The organism is Ignavibacteria bacterium, from assembly GCA_025612375.1.
GTDB lineage: Bacteria > Bacteroidota > Ignavibacteria > Ignavibacteriales > SURF-24 > JAAXKN01.
On sequence record JAAXKN010000002.1, the window covers coordinates 58,500 to 76,526 of the forward strand.

The following is an 18,027-nucleotide window of genomic DNA, read 5'->3' on the forward strand; positions in this document are numbered from 1 at the left end:
ATGCAAAATACACTCGCAAATAATGTAATTATAAAGAAACTGTTCCACTGGAGCAGCCAGCGCAAGCTGCAGAACGCAATGACACTGGCGGCTGTTCTGTTCCTCTTCAGGCTGGTTTTTCCTGATAACCTCAGCTACAGTCCGCTTTTTGTATGTCTGAGTGAAATCCTTGTAATTCTGACCTTTTACTTCAGCACGCTCTATGCCGGTGATTTTATTCAGGAGAAGAAGCTTTCGCCATTATCTATAATATTGAATGCCGGAATATTAAACGCGCTTATATTTTTTGTGCTCTCTGTGATCTCCCCGGTCTTTAATGAGATCTTCGGGCAGAATGGCGGCGGCAGCTTTATATATTCAATTGCTGCAATTTTTCTTGCATTCCTTTTTATTGTTGCAATGGCCTATAATTTTTCTGTTTTCAGGATGCTGTTCTTCCTGAAGCAGAAGCGCAACCCTTCATTCTACTTTAATACAATGGCGGGGTTTCTTGCTGCTACCTCCTTTGCCAGCACAATATCGTTTCTGCACGTTGAGTTTGCGGACTTCAAGACCGCTCTTATGATAGTTTCCATACTTTTAATTGCGCTTAATTCAATCAGGACATCATGGATTGCATTTCTTACCAAAAAGGAAAAGATGTATCTGCTCATTATTTCAGTTGTGCTTTCAATCCTCTTCGGCGTCAATATAGGCCTCAGCAATTCAGGCAGCCTGTTCGTTACGCAGGCTCTTACGGAGTTTTCACCCGCGCTTCATGAGTTCCTTGTGCTCATGATGACATACGGATGCATATATTTCAGCGTTGTATTCTTTACAACACTTTTCCACATGCCGACAGCTGAAGCCTTCGACCGCAAGGCTCAGGAGGTCTCATCGCTCATGGATTTAAGCCGCCTGATGACGCAGGTATTTGACTTTAAGGAGCTGGCTGAGACCGTAACGGATATTACAATAAAGGTATGCAACAGCGACTCGGCCTGGCTGGTCTCGGGCGAGAACGGCGAGCTTAATTTGAACGCGGTTAAAAACATAGGCTACGTTGAGGCCGATAAAATTACCTCTACCTTAAGCCGGAAGTACGGGCTTAAGAATATAAAAAATGTTAAAACAATTTCACTCGATCAGCTGAAGCATAAAGATCCTTCCACAGAGGAGTTCAGTACGGACTTCCGCCTTCTGGCGGTTTCCCCCTTAAAAGTGCACGATGAGGTAAACGGGTACCTTATTGCCGCCAGGAAAAGCGAAGACCCCTTTGACGACGACGACCAGAAGTCGATTGGGGCATTTGCAGATTATGCCGCCGTTGCAATTGAAAACGCAAAGCTCCTGGCTGAAAGCCTGGAAAAGGAAAGGATGGAAAAAGAGCTGGACGTGGCGCGTGAAATACAGTATAAGATTCTGCCGGACAAGACCCCCGAGCTTGAAAATATGAAGGTTTCGGCTCTTTTTGTCCCGGCCTTTGAAGTCGGGGGCGACTACTACGATTTCTTCAGGCTTACGGGCGACCGTCTGGGTTTTGTTATAGCCGACGTTTCGGGAAAAGGGATTCCCGCGGCTTTTATAATGGCGGAGGTTAAGGGCATTTTTGAGTCTCTGGCAAGGCTCATAGACAGTCCCAAAGAGGTGCTTGTAAAAGCCAATCAGGTCTTAAGGCACAGCCTGGATAAGAAGAGTTTTGTAACGGTTGAATACGGAATAATAGATACAAAAACCGGGACCCTATTTTTCTCGAGGGCCGGGCATTCACCGGTTCTTCTTGTAAGAAACGGTACGATTGAGGAACTTAAGCCGTGCGGAATGGGCCTGGGGCTTGATTTCTCGCCTAATTTTGCAAATTCACTTGAAGAAGTTGAGATTAAATTAAAAGAAAATGATATATTGCTGCTCTATACAGACGGAATTCCTGAATCGAAGAACGCATTTCTGGAAGATTTCGGCTATGAAAGGTTTAATAAAGTCATTCTTGAGAACCTGGATGCTCCGATAGATCTGATCTCAAAGAGGATCATGAAGGAAGTTGCCGTATTCTCTCAGGGAAAACCGCAGCATGATGATATAACTCTGGTAATTTTTAAGTGGACAAAATAAAACTAAATAAATCGGGAGAGGTTGAATGGTAGATTTTAATGTGGAGACGCGCGAAAACAGTCATGTAAATGTCGTCAATTTGCATGGCTATCTCGATGCACACACAGCACCTGAACTGGAGGATGTTTTCACAAAACTAATAGATAATAAAAGATACAAAGTTGTCGTGAACTTTGAAGATCTTGCTTACATAAGCAGTGCCGGACTCGGCGTTTTTATGGCATACGTCGAGACCATGCGGGAGAATGACGGGGACATTAAATTTTCAAATATGAGCCCGAAGATCTACAACATTTTTGACTTACTGGGTTTTCCGCTGTTGTACGAGTTCTACAGAGATGAAAAAGAGGCCGTTCAAAAGTTCAACGAGAAGAGTTAATATTGAAAACTGCAAATAAATTATTCGAAAAAGAGCTGGTTGTCAAAAGTACTACCGATAACCTGGCGCTGATAAGAGACTTCACGAAGTCCGCGGCGCAGAAGTGCGGTTTTACAGAGGAGACTATAGACAAGATAGCGCTGGCAGTAGACGAGGCCTGCACAAATGTGATAAAGCATGCCTACAAGTATTCCCCCGAAGGCGATATCATTGTCAATATTAACATCAACCACAATAAAATGACCGTCTCCATTACCGATCATGGCACTAACTTCGATCCGTCGCTGGTTCCCGAGCCTGACGTAAAGAAGTACTACCGCCAGCATAAGATCGGCGGCCTGGGAATCTATCTGATGCGGAAGCTGATGGATGAGGTGAATTTCAGTTCAGTTGCGGGCAGTAAAAATCAGGTCGTCCTAGTTAAATACTTTTAAGAAAGTACACGAATGAACAGTTATGACATAGATGGAGCAAAAAGAAATCTTTCTGCTTTGGTAGATTTCAGTAATTTCATTAATTCAAGCCTGGATTTGAAATTTATCTTAAGCAATCTTCTTCTTACCTGCTTCGGTAAATTCCATACAACGAAGGGGCTTGTAGCCCTTGTAGATGAAGACAATAAGCTGAGGGTAAAGGCCTTCAAGGGTTTTACGCAGGCAATGGCCGATGAATTCCCCGATGCTCTTCTTTGCGGTGAATGCTTTACTTCCAAAGGCCTTGAGGCATTCTGTGAAAAATTCCACATTGCATATTCCCAGAATATAGTCTGCTCACAGGGAGTGAAAGGCGCCATCTTCTTAGGCGAGCGCCTGAATAAAAAAGAATACTCCCCGGATGACAAAGAGTTTGTAGGCACACTGGTTAATATTGCCGCTACGGCAATTGAGAACTCGACTTTTGTTGAAAAGCTGAAGGACTTAAACCGCAGCCTCGATTCCAAGGTAAGCATGCTTTCCTCGCTTTTTGAACTTAGCAAGGAGTTCTCGGGCATATTTGACCCTTCGAGGGTTGGAAAACTCCTGGTTTACTCTGTAATAGGGCAGCTTCTGGTATCAAACTACGCCGTTGTGCTCTGCAGTCCTGAAGGTCTGCAGGTTCTGGAGGCCAATTTCCCAAAGAAGCTTCTTGAAACGCTTAAAGTCTGCAATGCTAATGAAGTGACAAGCGCCTTAAGGAAATCTGAATTTACAGAAGAGCTTCTGCCGCTTGCCACGCTTGGCGTTGAGCTGATCATTCCGATGCAGATACAGGGGGAGACCAAGGGGCTCATACTTCTGGGCAAGCGCTTTAACAAGGAAGAGTTTAAGGAGTCTGACATAGAATTTATTTATGCCACGGGAAGCCTTGCCATAATATCCATTGAAAACGCGAAGCTTTTTAAGGAGGCTCTGGAAAAGCAGAGGATGGAAGAGGACCTGGAAATTGCGCGCGACATACAGAAAAACCTTTTCCCGCAGAAGATACCCAAACTTAAGAGCTTTGAAATCTCAGCCATAAACGTTTCCTCCAAACAGGTTGGCGGCGACTACTACGATGTAATTAAACTTGCGGAGAATGACTATCTTATTGCAATTGGCGACGTATCGGGTAAAGGCGTTCCGGCCGCGCTGCTAATGGCTAACCTGCAGGCTTTCTTAAAGTCCATCTGCCGCCAGGGGCTTGAGCTTAACAAGGCCACAGACATGATCAACGACCTCATCTCGGAAAACACGGCCATGGGCAACTTTATTACTTTTTTCTGGGGTGTGCTTAATGATGAAACAAAAAGCCTGACTTATGTTAATGCCGGGCATAACCCTCCTTTACTTGTGCGCAACGGAGAGATAAGGAAACTGACAAAGGGAGGAATGATACTTGGGGTCTTAAAGACCGTGGTTCCTTACATCTCCGAGACAGTAAGCCTTGAGGCCGGGGACACACTGATACTTTTTACCGACGGCGTAACAGAAGCTATGAATAAGAACATGGAAGAGTTTACAGATGAAAAACTGGAGCATCTGGCAGCAGGATTGAAAAATGAAACTGCAGGAGAGATACTGCAGAAAATAAGGGCTGAAGTTGAAACGTTTGTCAACGGGGCAAACCAGTCCGACGATATAACACTTTTGACCGTAAAGGTAAAACCGTAAAGGCAATAACCGATGAAAAATATAAAAGCTTTCATTCAGAAATACAGGCAGAAACTCATCATTTTCTCTACTGTTGTGCTGGCCATAATAGGGGTTACCAACCTGTACTATAATCTGAAGATAAATCCCATATCAAATGACGAATGCCTCTGGGTTCCCCATATAGAGGGGCAGGATACACTCATCTATTTTGACAAGGTGAAAAATGGCGGCGTGGCCTGGAATGCCGGAATCAGAAACGGCGACCGCCTGATTGCAATTAATAACGTAAAGCTTACTAATGTAATGCTCGCCTCGCTCACGCTGAACAAATTTCATGAAGGGGAATATGCGCCTTATACTTATGAGAGAAAGGGAGAGAAATTTAATACAACAGTATATGTAAAGAAACTGATAAATTTCAGCAATCTGGGTTTTAACCTGCTCGGCATAATCTGGCTTTTTGTGGGTTTTGTTGTTATTATGGCAAAACCGAACGGCTACGTTCAGCGCCTGTTCTACAGGGTGGGCGTACTCTTTGTGCTTTCGTTTACCTATACTTTTCTTTCCTCTGAAAATATACCCAACTCGCTGAGGAATGCGGCTTTGGTGCCGGCAATTATAGATTTTGTCTGGACATTTTCGGCCTATCTGCTTCCCTTTATGATTATATACTTTTTCTGGCATTTCCCGAAGCCCTTTAAGGGTGTGGATAAGGTCTGGGTCCGCCGCATGTTCTTTATAATTCCGGGGATCTTCTTTGTCATATCTTATATATACAGGGTTTTCTTTGTTTACATACCGGGTACGACAGAAAATTACAAGTACGTCATGCTGTCGGTAAGTCTACTGATAGGGGTGGGGCTTTTGTCCGGGCTTATTTCTCTTATTGTAAGCTACAAACGCCTGAAGACAAGAAGCGAAAAGAAGCCGGTATTTATAATCCTTGCGGGATTTATACTTGGAACTGCATCAATAGTCTATACTACAACAATTGCAAACGTAATTGCCGATTCAATTTTTAATTCACCCGAATATTTCACGCCTATTATTCTTGTTATTCTTATTCCTGTTTCCTTCGGGTATTCAATATTCAAGTACCAGCTGATGGATGTCAGCATTGTTGTTAAAAATACTATAATTTATGGAACGGCAACGGCTGCCCTGGCTGCCATTTATTTTCTTACTGTTTACGGCCTGGGACAGGGAATTGGCGAAGTAATTGGAACAGAAAACAGGAGCTTTATTGCGGCTGCGGCCTTTGTAGTCTTTGCACTGATATTCCAGTCGACGCGCGACCGCTTTCAGGACCTTTTGACGAGGAAATTTTATCCTGAGCAGTTTGCATATCAGAAAGTAATACTGAAGTTTGGAAAGGATGTTGTTTCAATTGTAGGGCTGGGAAATATACTGGACTCCATGCTGGACACATTCGTCAACTCTTTGAGGCTGGAGCACTTTGCAATACTCTTAAACGACAGCGACCTTCACCGCTTTGACATGAAAAGAGGCAAGGGCCTGTCGGGTGCCGGAGCCTTAAGTATTTCGGACAAGGACATGAGGCTAACGCATTACATAAGAGAGCAGATTGTTCTTCAGGGGCCGCTTTCGGTTGAACGCCAGCAGTTCATGGAAATATTCCCGGGCGACTATACGCTTCTTGAGGCTGCACAGATCTATACAGTACTTCCGATGGTAATAAAGTCCAAGTCTATAGGGCTTCTGGCCTTTGGCCTTAAGCATTCAGGCTCGCAGTTTGCCGGAAAGGACCTGGAGCTTTTATGTGCCGCGGCCAATCAGGCGGCAGTTGCAATTGAAAACGCAAGGCTTTATGAATCCGAAGCCCAGAGGCTTGCCGTTCAAAGGGATCTTGAGAATGCAAGAAAAATTCAGGAAAGCCTGCTTCCCAAAACTTTCCCCCAGATCCCCTGCTTTGACATAAGCGGCAAGATGATCTCGGCAATGCAGGTGGGAGGGGATTATTATGATTTTATACAGGTCTCACCCTTAAAGATGTTTGCCGTTGTAGGGGACGTATCGGGCAAGGGCCTTTCGGCTTCGCTTTACATGTCGAAGCTGCAGACGATGATGAGGCTTTACTGTGTGGACGGCAGGAGCCCGAGAGAGATACTTGTTGAGGTCAATAAAAAGATCTACGAGGGAATTGAAAGGAACTGGTTTATTACGGCTACACTGGTGCTTTTTGACGCCGGTGAGGGCACGGTAAAATTCTGCCGCGCGGGCCACAGCCAGCTTCTGGACGTCAGCGGAAATAACGTCAATGTTTACCAGCCAAAAGGCATAGGCCTGGGGCTGGAGGAAGGGCGTGTTTTTGCCGATACGCTTGAAGAAGTGACGCTGAGGCTTGAGGCGGGGCACATATACGCCATTTATTCAGACGGCATAAGCGAGGCGATGGATGAAAGCAATGAGATGTTCGGAACCGAGCAGCTCGTAAGGTCCATTATGATGAATAAGGACAAAGCTTCCGAAAGTATAATCTCAGGCGTACTGGAAGAGGTAGCGCAGTTCCGGGGATCACGCGAGCAAAGTGACGATATTACGCTCGTTCTTGTAAAAAGCAGGTAACTAAAACCTCATTTTGCCCGGCAAGGGTTAATAAATTTTCCTGTTTCTACGATAATACTATCAGGGAAATTCCATGCTGGACAAAATAATAAATATAAAAGCCACACTGCCGTATCAGAAAGAATTAGGCGTTTACAATAACCTTGAAACCGCCAACCTTGAAAGGATTCTTGCCGGTACGGTAAAAACCACACAGGGGTCGAAGGATTCTATTAAGTTTTCTCCTGCGGCGCATTTCCTTGCCCGGATCAACTGGCGGCTTAAAGATCTTGCCATAGATAACGAGGGGGGTAAACTGCTAATAGCCTTTTCTGCCGGAGGCTACGAGATCCACACGGAAATTGATTTCCTGAAATTCCATCTTACAGCACGGCAGTTCTATGAAATTACAGGCATCAGAGTTTCAGGCGGTAAAACTGCCCGGGCCAGGATCAGGATTTCTGCGGCTAAAAAAGGGAGGCTCCCGCAGGACGAAAAGGCATTACTCAGCTTTCCCGGCCTCGACGAGCTGTTTAAGAGGGTTTTTTCACTTGAACTCAGCGGGGAAATTGACAAGTATTACAGCTCCGCGCTCCCGGAGCTGATGGATGGAATTAGAGAGACTTTAATTACAGAATTTGATTATATTAATGGCGCTCTTTTTACTTTAATAGACAGGATTTCTCCCGGCAAGATGGCGCCTAATTACGTCTATAGCGACGAGAGAAATGAAACGCTAATAATCGAGAAAATAAAAGTATTAAATGACTGACAGATTTCCCGGCAGTATGGATTCACCGGACAATACCCAGAAAAGATTCGAGTCACTGGAGGACTTTAAGCTACTGGAGGAGTTCCCGGATACAAAGTCTCTTGTGATAGTGAATATCGGGGGGACTATTGTATACAGCAATCATTCATTTGAAAATGCTTTTTCTCTCAAAGAGCACGACAGCATTTCAGGAGTAGAGTCTGAACCCAAGCTTGCCCAGATGATTCAGGGGCTGGCCGGCAGCAATTACAGCAGCTGCCACCTGGAGCTTTTCTTCCCGGGAGGTGACAGGGACATTCCCTTAAACTTTCTTGCCGAAATTGAAAGAATATTTGTCAGGGATCAGGAGCTCTTTGTAATTGTCCTTAGCTCACTTGAGGACAAATATAAGATTGAGAACAAAATAAACTCACTGCACAATGCCCTGGAGTTTGGAAACGTTCCGGTTATAATTACAGACGAATGGGGCAAAGTAACATTTTCCACGAGGTCGTTTGAGGAAATTCTGGGCACAAACATAGAATTTCTTTATAATCAGCCGATTCAGAAGGTGCTGGAGGATTTTCTTGAGGCTCCTGCACTCGAAGAGGTAAAAAGCAAAATTCAGCTGCATGAGAAGTGCACAAAAATAATCTCTGGAATACACGAGGAAGGCTCGCTCTGGTACCAGGAAATCAGCATTACGCCTGTCAGGAAAGAGGAGTCGGAGTCTGTAAACTTCATAGTAACGGCCAACGACATAACCAATTACGTCCTCAAAAACCGCATTATTAAGCGTTCAGAGGAAAGGCAGAAGCTCATTATCAATAACATCTCGGATCTGCTTTTAATTGTGCGCAACGAAAAAGAATCGCTTTTCTTTGAGAATGCAAACGACAACTTTTACGAGACATTCTCCATAAAAAGGGAAAAGGCGCTGGAAAGGAAGATTGAAGAGGTCTTTGACGAGCATTTCCTGATGGTGCTTTCTCAGGCTACTACGACCTTGCTCAGGACAAAGAGCGATTTTCATGAATTCCGCTATAAGAACTATGTGCTTGACAGGGAGTACCTGGGCTCGATTACCTTTACAGAGGATCTTTACGAGTCGCAGAGGATTTTCATCATAAGCCTCAAGGACATAACCGAGCAGCTCTTAAACGAAGAGCGCCTGAGGAAGGCATACCAGAAAGAAACCCACATAAACAAGCTCAAAAGCTCGTTTCTGGCAAATATGTCGCATGAGATCAGGACGCCCTTAAATGCAATTGTAGGCTATTCGGAGCTGATTGAAGATGACGTGATTGCAGGCAATGTGGAGTCGGCAGCGGAACTGTTCCCGTATCTGAAGGAAGGATACAACAGGCTCCTTAAGCTGGTGGATAACATTCTGGAGGTTTCGCTCATACAGTCGGGTGAGACGGAGTTTGAGATAGGCCGTACGAGGATCAGCGAGATACTGAGGGCAGTCTACCAGGATCTGATGAATGCCGCAATTGAGAAGACGCTGGCTTTTGACCTGGATATTGAGGACGAAAACCTCTCAATTAACGCCGACAGCCGCAAACTGGAGAAAATTATATCGGCCCTTGCCGATAACGCCATAAAATACACAGAAGCACGCGGCCGTGTAAGCTTAAGTTCCAGAATGGAAGGCAGTTACGCCAAAATTATCATATCTGACACCGGAATAGGAATTAAAAAAGAAAACCTTGCCCGCATGTTTGAAGCTTTCACGCAGGAAGATGAGGGCCATAAGCGCCAGTTTGAAGGTGCGGGCTTAGGTCTTACCATAGCCTACAACCTGACAAAAATGATGGGCGGCGAGCTTACAGTCGACAGCATCTTAACCGAGGGTACCACAATAACGCTTTCATTCCCAATTCCCTGCTGAACAGGGATATTGCCTTTCCTGTCAGCCCTTTTATCCGGCTCAAAAATCTTGGAAGTGACTCCATTTAATTCTTTTCTTTAAGGCCTTATTTACTTAACTTTTCGAATTAAAAAAACGGACTAATTATTTATAGTTATGAAACTTAGAAACCTTTTACCCCTGCTTTTTCTCTGTGTGCAGCCACTTAATGCACAGGATACTTCGCAGACATTTCTGTCGCTGAAGCCGACAGGAGTTGAAAATTTTCTTTTGTCCCACCCTAAATATGACGGGCGGGGGACGATAATTTTTGTGCTTGATACGGGCGTCGATATGGGAATTGACGGCCTTAAGAATACTTCTGAGGGGAAAACTAAAGTAATTGACGTGAGGGATTTTACAGGGCAGGGGGACGTAAAAATATATGATGCCCGCCTGGATGAGGCAACACTGAGCCTTGTAAATGAAGAACACGGGCTTTCGGTAAAAGGTATAGATAAACTTAAGTTAAAGCCTTCCGACGGGAAATATTACATCGGGAACTTTGACGAGGAAAGATTTAAGAATTCCAACTCCGGCGTAAAGGACCTCAACGGAAACGGCAAAACAGACGACAAATTTATTGTTGTTACTTTTAAGACTGTGCAGAACGGAGAAGAGTTCTGGGCGGCTTATTTCGACACAAACGCTGACGGCAGCCTCTCAGATGAAAAGCCTATGAGGAGCTACCACGAAAAGTTTGATACTTTCCAGATCCAGGCTGCGGATAAACTTCCCTATTTTACGTTCGCATTCAACATTTTCCCTGAGGCAAAGACCATCAGTGTTTTTTATGACGACGGCGCCCACGGCACTCACTGTTCAGGCATCGCTTCGGGTTACGGGATCGGGCGTGAAAAGCATTTTAACGGCGTTGCACCGGGTTCAAACATTGTGGGGCTCAAGATCGGGCAGAACACAATGTCGGGCGGAGCAACCGTTACAGAAAGCATGAAAAGAGCCTACCTCTTTGCCGATTCAGTCTCCAGGGTCTGGAAAGAGCCCTGCATAATAAACATGAGTTTCGGCATAGGGAGTGTTATTGAGGGAAGTGCCGACATGGAGCTTTTCCTGCAGGACCTCTTAAGAAAAAACCCTTATCTTTATATCTGCACTTCAAACGGCAATAACGGCCCCGGTATTTCGAGCTCGGGACTGCCGGCTTCATCGAAATATGTATTTTCCTCCGGTGCCGTTTTGACTAAAGAAGTGGGCCGCGACGTTTACGGCGCATCACTTTCTGAAGACATTGTTCTTCATTTCAGCGCAAGAGGAGGCGAGGTTTCAAAGCCTGACGTGGTTTCTCCGGGAGCCTGCGTTTCCACGGTTCCGAACTGGAAAGAAAGCGACCGCATGTGGGGCACCAGTATGGCCTCCCCGTATACGGCAGGCGTAATGTCTTTACTTTTAAGCGCTGTAAGCCACGAGTATCCGGGGCTTAAAATACCCTCGCAGGTGCTCTTCCGTGCCGTAAGAAACGGCGCAGTGCATATGGCGGGCTATAACGCGCTTGACGAAGGAGCAGGATACATAAACGTTGAAAACGCTTACAGTGTGCTGGAAAAAATGATAAAGAATAAGGATTATGAGGATACAGAGGACTTTAACGTTACGGCTTATGTACCCAGCATGCCGACTGACCGCGCTCCGAACTTATACTTCCGCGACGGCAATATAATTAAAGACGGCGACACATTCAGGTATAATATTTCAAGAGTAAAGGCAGGCGAAGGGAAGAGGTTTTACAGCATATTTAACCTTGAGAGCAGTTCACAATGGCTTATTCCGGTGCAGAAGAAAATTTATTTCAGGAACGGGCAGGGCACTTATGTCAGTGTCCGCTTTGACAAGAGCCAGATGAAAGAGCCCGGCATATACACGGGCAGAATATCGGCCTTTGCCGATGGAAGGAAAGATGTTTCTGAATTCAGCATGCTGGCAACGGTTATTATTCCTTATGAATTCAGCAGTCAGAACCGCTACACCCAGTCATTTGAAAAAGAAAGCCTTGAGCCGGGGCGCCACAAGAGGTATTTTCTTAATATCCCGGCCGGAACGGGCAACGTTACAATTAAGATCAGCTCCGACGGGAAGAATTATGCTCAGGCAGTCTACCGCCTGTTTGATCCTGACGGCGTAAATATTTATTCTTCGCAGCTGCTGAACTCAGAGCTTAAGGATGCGGAGTTTACATCCAATCATGAGAACCTGAAGCCCGGCGTCTATGAGCTCGTTGTACACGGCAACTATATGGCAAAGAAGGCTTCTGTATACAACCTTAAAATTGAATGCTCAGGCGTTAATTCAATTGCGCGTGAGATCGTGCTGGATACAAAGGACAGGAACATTTCAGTAATGAACTCCTTCAGCCAGGTAAAGCAGTATGAGCTTACAGGAAGGCTTTTAGGATATGAGAAGGACTTTAAGGCCGAGTTCAATGGTGTTGACAGGTATGTTTATCCTTTTGTAATAAGAAAGAATGAAAGTTCAAAAGACTTTGATTTTTCCATCAGCAAAGAAGATTTTAACAAGTTTACCGATTTTTCAGTAATTATCTATGATGAATCCGGTAAAGCATTAATAAAAGACGGGCTTAATTATCAAAACGGGGAAATCAGTGTAGCCAACACGTTCGGGGAGAAAGACTCGACGAAGCTCCTGCTAACGCTGGTTCCGGCCTTTGCAAACAAGGCGGGCTATGCCGTTGTAAGTATCAAGGAGCTTACAAAGATATCCTCCCCCGTGGAATTCCCGGTTCAGTACGGAGAATCAAGCCGCATTGAACTTTACCCGAATGTTGAAAAGAAGCTGAAGTGTTCATTTGCCCCTCCGGCATATTATTATCCTTCGGATGCAAAGCCTTACGGCAAAGTTTACTTCAGATCGTTAGAGACAGACAAAGTAGAATTAGAGTTACCTTTTTTATTCAAATAACGAAGGAGTATTTGTTTTATGAGTGATCAAGTTGCCATTACAAACGGCGGATTGCCCGAGAATGCCTATACGGAGTTAAAGCCGGGTGAGGAGTATACGCCGGTAATGTCGCCCAAGGCGGCGCATCCGGAAGTTACCCCGTGGTCGGTTACCTGGGGCCTCGTTATGGCTGTAATATTTTCGGCTGCCGCGGCTTATCTTGGACTAAAGATCGGGCAGGTTTTTGAGGCCGCAATTCCTATTGCAATTATTGCAGTGGGGCTTTCAACGGCTACGAGAAGGAAAAACGCCCTTGGTGAAAACGTAATTATCCAGTCGATAGGCGCAAGTTCAGGCGTAATTGTTGCAGGTGCAATATTTACAATTCCTGCTCTTTACATATTAAATCTGCACGTTCAGTTTATGCAGATCTTCCTGGCTTCACTATTCGGCGGCTTTCTGGGTATACTTTTCCTTATTCCCTTCAGGAAGTATTTTGTGGGCGAGATGCACGGTAAGTTCCCCTTCCCCGAGGCAACTGCGACAACTGAAGTTCTGGTTGCAGGAGAAAAGGGGGGCGGGCAGGCGCTCGTTCTGGTTGTAAGCGGTATAATCGGCGGTGTTTACGACTTCATTGTTGCCACCTTCGGCTGGTGGAGCGAAGTCTTCTCAACCCGCGTCATAGATTTAGGACAGAAGCTGGCAGACAACTACAAGATAGTTTTCAGAATGAACATAGGCGCTGCCGTTATGGGCCTCGGCTACATAACAGGCCTTAAGTATACAGCAATTATTGCAGCAGGATCGTTTGTTTCGTGGTATGTTCTTATTCCGATAGTCTCCTACATTGGAGGTGCCCTTACGCAGCCATTGGGAGTTAATGTTACGCTGCTTGTAAAGGATATGTCGGCCGAGCAGATATTTTCAACCTACGTCCGCCACATCGGCATCGGCGGCATTGCAATGGCAGGTATAATCGGAATTATCCGTTCCTCAAAGATTATCGTTTCGGCTTTTTCTTTGGCCGTAAAGGAGATCTTTGGCGGCAAGGGTGAGCATACCTCAAAGCTGAGGACGCAGAGGGACATACCGATGGCAGTTATAGTAATCGGCATTCTGGTTACAGCCGTCCTGGTATTCATCTTCTTCATGTCGGGCGTTGTTACAAACCTTACGCACGCGGTAGTAGGACTTTTAATTGTGCTCATAATTTCATTCCTCTTTACCACTGTAGCCGCAAACGCAATTGCAATTGTAGGTACCAACCCGGTTTCAGGCATGACGCTTATGACGCTCATACTATCAAGCATAGTTTTAGTTTCAGTTGGCCTTACAGGTGAAGCCGGCATGATATCGGCTCTTATTATCGGCGGCACGGTCTGCACGGCTTTATCAATGGCAGGCGGCTTTATAACAGATCTTAAGATAGGCTACTGGCTGGGATCATCGCCTTACAAACAGGAGTCATTTAAGTTCTTAGGCACCGTAGTTGCCTCGGCAACCGTGGGCTGGGTAATACTTATATTAAACCAGACATACGGATTTACAGGCGAAGGCGCACTGGTAGCCCCGCAGGCCAATGCAATGGCCGCCGTAATTAAGCCTCTTATGTCCAATCAGCCTGCTCCCTGGATGCTTTATGTTGCGGGTGCTTTTATGGCATTAATACTTACGATGCTTGGTGTTCCGGCTTTAGCATTTGCGCTTGGAATGTATATTCCTCTTGAACTGAACACACCGCTTTTAGTAGGCGGACTCATCTCATACTTTGTTTCCACAAGGAGCAAGGATGAGAAAGTTAACAATGCAAGAAGGGAGCGCGGAACGCTTATAGCTTCAGGCTTTATTGCAGGAGGAGCCTTAATGGGTGTGGTAAGCGCGATGATGCGGTTCTGGAACCTGAACTTTGTCAACGCCGAATGGCAGGAATCGCACTCGGCTGAGCTGATAGCAATTACGATGTTCGCGCTTATCTGTGCTTACATGATATGGGATTCATTGAGAGCAAAGGTTCAGGACTAAAATTTCCTAACCCATTTCATCTTTACAAAATGAAAAGGCAGAAGCCCAAAAGAGGGTTTCTGCCTTTTTTTATTTCCCTAATAAAGTTACTTGAGAAGTATCATCTTGCCGCTTTTAACGAAGTCATTAGCCCTAAGTTCATAGATATAGGTTCCTGATGGGAGGTTTGAAGCATTAAGCTCAACCGAATACCTTCCCATTTCCTTATATTCATTTACAAGAGTTTTAACTTCCTTTCCCAGCAGGTCATAGATCTTAAGTAGTACCTTTGAAGCCTTCGGAATCTGATAGTTTATGACTGTTGTTGGGTTAAATGGATTCGGGTAATTCTGGCTTAAAGCATACTCTGTTACAGGTTTTACTTCACTGTATGTGAGATCGACATAGCCTTCTTTCTTCATTTTGCCGTCAGGCTTGTAGTAGTTCATTAGTCTATATTCAACATTCAGGGAATCATTTGCCTTTATGTCGTATGAAACTCTAAGCTTTAGGGTGCGGCTGCCGATTCCATTTAAGTCAAGCCTGAAGGCCTGAGGTTTCCCTGTGGAAAGGGATTTGGAGTTAAATGTTCTGGAGGTGAGCCTTTTTAGGACCTCATTGCTTTTTGCCTCAACTAACTCCAGGGAAAAAGTCAAAGATTCAAGACCTTGCTGAAAAAGTGAGGCTGCCATTGCTGAATCATTTATGGTGAATTCAGAGCTATAGCTTAGAACGGTCTTATCAGAGGCAGTAAATTCCCTCGATTCAAGTGCCTGAGAGAAGTTTTCTTTTTCAGGTGTAAAATCATTCTCTATATCTTTGAATGTGACATAGCTCTCCCCGGCTTTTATTTCTCCCAGAGTTGCCCTGAAGGAAGCCTCATTGATCTTTATTATGCCTGTACGGCTTTCAACGGTCCTGGAGGTGTTCTGCCCCTCTTTTTCTTTGGAAAGTGTTTCTTTGGAAAGTGTTCCCTTGGCCAGGGTTCCATTTGACATAGGATCTGATATCGTAAAATAGTAAGGAACTGCATCATTTGTAAAAGACATAAGCCTCGTATTGGTAAAGTCAGTCCCGTTTGCAACCTGAATATCACGCCCGGAGGTGTTTGTAATGTAAGGGGTTGCCATCGAAGTGCTTTTAACGAACTCGTTTCCATAGCCATCAACGTTCCAGGCAAGAACGAAGTTATTTACCCCGACATTATTCATGTGGACTGATGTGATGTCGTCTTCTTTTCCGTACCTGTCGAATAAGTTCCAGGATCCTCCGGTACTCCTTGCCAGAGCGGCCTCATGCAGGTAGGTCAAGTCGCTGTAGTGAAGCCAGCTAATGTAAGGTGTTCCATTTACAACCGTAACCAGGGGCTTTTCGTTCAGGTCTGAATATGCCGGGAAAATGTAGGAGGAAATGTCCAGAGGAGTTGAAACTGAAACTGCACCCGAGGGGTTTATGTTCAGTAATGAGTATTTAACAGAGCTTCCTGTTGAGAGCTGTTCAAAGGCAATGTGGAACTTTAGATCGGCGTTGTACTTGGAAATGGTGGCGCTGTAATATGGGGACTTTATTGACGGGTTAACTGAGTACATGCCAGTCCCGCTTAACCTTGCGGCACTGCCTTTCCACTCGTAGTGCATCCCGGTCCCGTCAAGACCTGCCAGTCGGTAGAAGATTCCGGGAAGAGATTCAGAGTTATCCTGGAAAACTACAGCAATTCTGTTATAAAGGTACTGGTTAAAGTCAAATGCAACTACAGGATTGGCATTGTAGCTGTAGGGGTATGACTGCCAGACAGGGAGTATGTCCTGAGGAGAGTCAACATCAACATTATATACCATGAGCTCAATTAAGTACAAGTCTGGAGGAAAGCCGTTTTCAAGCCTTTTCTGATAGGTAAAGATTATTCTTGAATCCGTGTCATAGGCCTCAATTGACGGGAGCTTTGCGTCCTCACTTACCAGGGGCTTGCCACCGTTCATTATTCTCCACGTAGTCCCGTTATCCGTGCTCTTTTCATACCAGACTTTTCCCATGCTTTCATAGACCAGGTGCAGGCTGCCGTTTGGTGTACGTGCCAGCTTTCTCTGGCTTGAGTTGGTGAATGCTGCTGAAGTGTTTGATTTGTTGGGAATTTTATAAATGGCAGTATAGGTTGTATTGTCAGTCGGTGTTCTTAATGAACCTTCCCCGTCTTCCCAGCCTACGAAGCTGTAAGTTCCTGCCGGTTTTACCAGGGTTGCTGAGTACGGAATGTTTAGACTATTTTTCTCAACAACACGGGTTACGTCATTTGTCTGGAAGTTGCCGTCGAATTCAGTCTTATCGGTCCTGTTTATTATAAATTTCTTCCTTATGCCTGCCGTAAAGGATGAAAAAAGGTTATTGGCTTTTGCTGTATCGGTATAAATTCTACCAGGAAAGAATTCAAAGAATTTTTCCTTTTTAATTTTCCAGTTGCTTATTGTATTTCCCAAAGTACTTGGATCCTGATTCCATACCCAGAAGTACGATCCATCAAACTGCTCTTCTTTTGCCCTTAGCTGAACTACTGAGCCTTTACTTAATATTAGTACCTCCCCGCTGTTCGCTTCGTAGAAAGGCTGGTTATTAACACTTACGTCAATTTTCCCATTCCCGCTGACGTTTTTAATTGTATCCCTTACCACGATTTCGTAGGTATATCTTAACTTGGCATATTGAAAACCGTTCGTATTTACCGTAGTTGCGCCCCATTCAGGATAAGCTCTAAAGCCAAGGTAAAGTTTGGTCTTCCTTTCGTCCAAAGCATTATTTGCTATCCATTCAAGGAGGGAAGCCCGTACAGTAATTTCCTGATTGGAAACTCCCCAATTGCCTTCGTAAGTGCCCATATCTGTTACATTCCAGATCTGAGAATTAGTCCATGTATCATCATATGAAGAAATTGGGATATTGTATAAAGAGAAGCTTTCACCTGGATTATAAGCACTACTATTGTAAATGAATTCAATTTTCGTAATATAAGCTCCCACAGGTAATGCAGAGGGCAGATCCACCTCATAAACAGATCTGTATTTGCTTTCAGAAGAAAGACCATTTAAGGGATAATAACCGAAGGATGCTCCGGGTGAATTGTTGTAGGTAATATTTGAGTCCTTATCCATCTGCCTAAATAGCATTGATTTTAATCTCAAGGAGCATGTTTGTGAACCTGTCTGAGGCAATAAAACAGAACTAAATAGCATCAGCAGGACCAATGCTTTAACCAGTACCTGAACTTTACTACTTCTCATGAGAGCCTCCTTTTGGTTAAATAAATTAATTT

The 18,027-nt window shown here is 44.7% G+C and carries 10 protein-coding genes; 9 read left to right on the forward strand and 1 reads right to left on the reverse strand.

What is annotated here, in order from left to right; translation table 11 throughout:
• The 9 genes from HF312_02055 (at position 1) to HF312_02095 (ending at position 14,744) form a co-directional block, all read left to right on the forward strand.
• Entirely contained in the window at positions 1–2,091 is a 2,091-nt protein-coding gene (locus HF312_02055; protein ID MCU7518968.1) for a SpoIIE family protein phosphatase, read from the forward strand.
• Positions 2,092–2,116: 25 nt separating this feature from the next.
• Positions 2,117–2,470: an STAS domain-containing protein gene (locus HF312_02060; GenBank protein MCU7518969.1), complete on the forward strand. Its 354-nt coding sequence runs from the start codon at positions 2,117–2,119 to the stop codon at positions 2,468–2,470.
• Between the two features lie 2 nt (positions 2,471–2,472).
• A complete protein-coding gene (locus tag HF312_02065; protein ID MCU7518970.1) occupies positions 2,473–2,904 on the forward strand; it encodes an ATP-binding protein in 432 nt (143 codons plus the stop codon).
• Positions 2,905–2,916: 12 nt separating this feature from the next.
• The gene (locus HF312_02070; protein ID MCU7518971.1) at positions 2,917–4,599 is read left to right on the forward strand and encodes a SpoIIE family protein phosphatase; all 1,683 of its coding nucleotides are present in this window, start codon (positions 2,917–2,919) and stop codon (positions 4,597–4,599) included.
• 12 nt (positions 4,600–4,611) lie between these two features.
• Complete coding sequence (locus HF312_02075; GenBank protein MCU7518972.1) at positions 4,612–7,167, forward strand: SpoIIE family protein phosphatase; 2,556 nt, start codon at positions 4,612–4,614, stop codon at positions 7,165–7,167.
• A 73-nt stretch (positions 7,168–7,240) separates the two neighbouring features.
• Entirely contained in the window at positions 7,241–7,918 is a 678-nt protein-coding gene (locus HF312_02080; protein MCU7518973.1) for a hypothetical protein, read from the forward strand.
• Positions 7,911–9,791, forward strand: coding sequence for a PAS domain-containing sensor histidine kinase (locus HF312_02085; protein ID MCU7518974.1), 1,881 nt, complete (start codon positions 7,911–7,913; stop codon positions 9,789–9,791). The genes HF312_02080 and HF312_02085 overlap by 8 nt, the downstream gene beginning before the upstream one ends.
• 135 nt (positions 9,792–9,926) lie before the next feature.
• On the forward strand, positions 9,927–12,743 hold the full coding sequence (locus HF312_02090) for a S8 family serine peptidase (protein ID MCU7518975.1): 2,817 nt from the start codon (positions 9,927–9,929) through the stop codon (positions 12,741–12,743).
• 18 nt (positions 12,744–12,761) lie between these two features.
• A complete protein-coding gene (locus HF312_02095) occupies positions 12,762–14,744 on the forward strand; it encodes an oligopeptide transporter, OPT family (GenBank protein ID MCU7518976.1) in 1,983 nt (660 codons plus the stop codon).
• A gap of 86 nt (positions 14,745–14,830) precedes the next feature.
• Here HF312_02095 and HF312_02100 read toward each other — a convergent pair whose 3' ends face one another.
• Positions 14,831–17,995 carry a T9SS type A sorting domain-containing protein gene (locus tag HF312_02100; GenBank protein ID MCU7518977.1) on the reverse strand — a complete coding sequence of 1,055 codons (3,165 nt, stop codon included), beginning with the start codon at positions 17,993–17,995 and terminating at the stop codon, positions 14,831–14,833.
• Positions 17,996–18,027 lie beyond the last annotated feature (32 nt).